This window comes from Streptomyces phytophilus, from assembly GCF_013870535.1.
In the GTDB taxonomy this organism is placed as follows: Bacteria; Actinomycetota; Actinomycetes; order Streptomycetales; family Streptomycetaceae; genus Streptomyces; species Streptomyces phytophilus.
Map to the genome: position 1 here is coordinate 1 of NZ_JACBXC010000989.1, position 2279 is coordinate 2279.

Annotated in this window: 2 protein-coding genes and 1 pseudogene; 2 read left to right on the forward strand and 1 reads right to left on the reverse strand. The window is 73.8% G+C overall.

The genetic code is table 11. The annotated features are described in order from the left end of the window. Positions 1 to 602 (reverse strand): aldehyde dehydrogenase family protein (locus H5J30_RS28105; RefSeq protein WP_181790101.1); only part of this gene is annotated, 602 nt, incomplete at its 3' end. A gap of 135 nt (positions 603 to 737) precedes the next feature. On the opposite strand from H5J30_RS28105, the gene H5J30_RS28110 reads away from it, so the two are divergent. Beyond that, positions 738 to 1511, forward strand: a complete 774-nt coding sequence (locus tag H5J30_RS28110; protein WP_181790102.1) for an IclR family transcriptional regulator — start codon at positions 738 to 740, stop codon at positions 1509 to 1511. A gap of 142 nt (positions 1512 to 1653) precedes the next feature. Next, positions 1654 to 2279: pseudogene (locus H5J30_RS28115) on the forward strand (hypothetical protein); the annotation flags it as partial.

Genomic DNA, 2279 nt, shown 5'->3' on the forward strand with positions numbered 1-2279 from the left:
AAGCCGTGCACGACGGAGACCACCTCCGGCGGCAGCCCCGCCTCCTCCGCCGCGCGGTGCAGCAGCGCCGCGGACAGCTCGGAGGTGCCGGGGTGGTCCGGGTGGGCCTTGACCACGACGGGGCAGCCGGCGGCGAGCGCGCTGGCGGTGTCGCCGCCGGGGACGGAGAAGGCGAGCGGGAAGTTCGAGGCCGCGTAGACGGCGACGACGCCGAGCGGCACCTTCCAGCGGCGCAGGTCGGGCCGTGGCGGCGTGAGGGCGGCGTCGGCGTGGTCGATGCGCGCGTCGAGGAACCCGCCGGCCTCGGCGATGTCGGCGAAGGCGCGCAACTGGTAGGTGGTGCGGACCAGTTCGCCGCTGAGCCGGCCGGGGCCGAGGGCGGTCTCGGCGTCGGCGCACTCGACGACCTTGTCGACGTGCTGGTCGAAGAGGTCGGCAGCGGCCCGCAGGAACCGGGCGCGCTGCGCGCGTTCGGCGAGCGCCGGGGCGGCGGCGTGCGCGGCGCGTACGGTCGTGTCGACCTCCTCGGCGGTCGCCTCGGTGGCGACCTGCTCCCGGCGGTTACCGGTGCGGGGATCGACGCTCCAGACTGGTGCGGACAACTGAGATGTCTCCGTTCCTCTTGCACACAGGGCAGACGGTGACCGACGATACCGTTGGTTCGGTATTCTGAACGCCGTCCCTATACATGAATTTCTTGCACTTTTATCGCTGCGGAAGCAGAGGGGTCAAGCGCCATGGGGGTCGCCGACGCCGGTGGGGGTGGACAGGTCAAGTCTGCCGTCCGCACCGTGGAACTTCTTGAGTATTTCGCGGCCAGGCCCGGAATGCACAGCCTCGGTGACGTCCAGCACGCCGTCGGCTACCCCAAGTCCAGCCTCTATATGCTCCTTCGCACGCTGACGGAGCTGGGCTGGGTCGAGACCGACGCGACCGGCACGCGGTACGGGATCGGGGTGCGGGCGCTGCTCGTCGGCACGTCGTACATCGACGGCGACGAGGTCGTCGCCGCCGCCCGGCCCACCCTCGACCGGCTCGCGGACGACACCACGGAGACCATCCACCTGGCGCGGCTCGACGGCGTGAACATCGTCTATCTCGCCACCCGCCAGTCGCAGCACTACCTGCGGCCGTTCACCCGCGTCGGCCGCCGGCTCCCGGCGCACGCGACCGCGCTGGGCAAGGCGCTGCTCGCCACGTACCCCGACGAGGAGATCCGCAAGCTGCTGCCGGAGTCGCTGGCGCCGCTGACCGAGCACACGGTCACGGACCGGGAGCAGCTGATCGGGGAGCTGCACGGGGTGCGCGAGCGCGGATACGCCCTGGACCGGGAGGAGTCGACGCTCGGGCTGCGCTGCCTGGGGGTCGCGGTCCCGTACCGGACGCCGGCGCGGGACGCCATCAGCTGCTCGGTGCCGGTGGCGCGGCTGACGCCGGCGCACGAGCAGGGCATCCGGGACGCGCTGCTCGACGCGCGGGACCGCCTGACGCTGGCGACGCGGCACCTCTGAGCGGGACGGTGCCGGCGGCCGTGCGCGCCGCTTCCGCGCCCGGCGCGTACGACCCCGCGGCGGGCGCGTCTCCGCCACGCGGCGGAGGCGGATCGCCGGCTGGGGCGACGTACGCAACGGGCGCGGACGGGACCGTGAAGGCATGGACCTCACCACTACGCGCCCGGCCCGCGTGCTCCGCCTCGTCGCCGCCGCGGCCTGCCTGCCGTACCTGACGCTGAAGATCGCCTGGATCGCCGGCGGCACCGTCGGCATCCCGGCCGGCAGCGAACTGCTCGACAAGCGCGGCACCATGGCCGCCGCCAACTCCCTCACGGTCCTCATGGACGCGGCCGTCATCGTCCTGGCGTTCGCGCTGACCCGGCCCTGGGGCCGCCGGATGCCGGCGTGGCTCGTCGCACTGCCGCTGTGGGCCGCGACCGGGCTGCTCGCACCGATCGTGGTGGGCTTCCCGCTCCAGGCGGTGATCAGCGTGTTCGGCGGGGGCGGCGGCGCCGCGGACGACGACGCGCCGTTCCTCGACGAGTGGGTGTTCACCGTCGTGTACGTCGGCTTCGGCATCCAGGCGCTGGCGCTCGGCGGGCTGTTCGTGCTGTACGTACGCGACCGCTGGGGCCACCTGCTGCGCGGCCGGCTCGGCGACCTGCCGCCGTCCCCCACCGCACCGGCGCAGCGCGTGCTCGCCGTGCTGGCCGCGGCCGTCGCCCTGGCGCTCGCGGCTGTGCACCTGAGCTGGGCGCTGGGGTCGACGGCCGGGCTGTCCGACGA

Excerpts from the sequence above, each read along its gene's own strand:
- H5J30_RS28110 (WP_181790102.1), top strand. The coding sequence starts at position 738 with ATGGGGGTCGCCGACGCCGGTGGGGGTGGACAGGTCAAGTCTGCCGTC.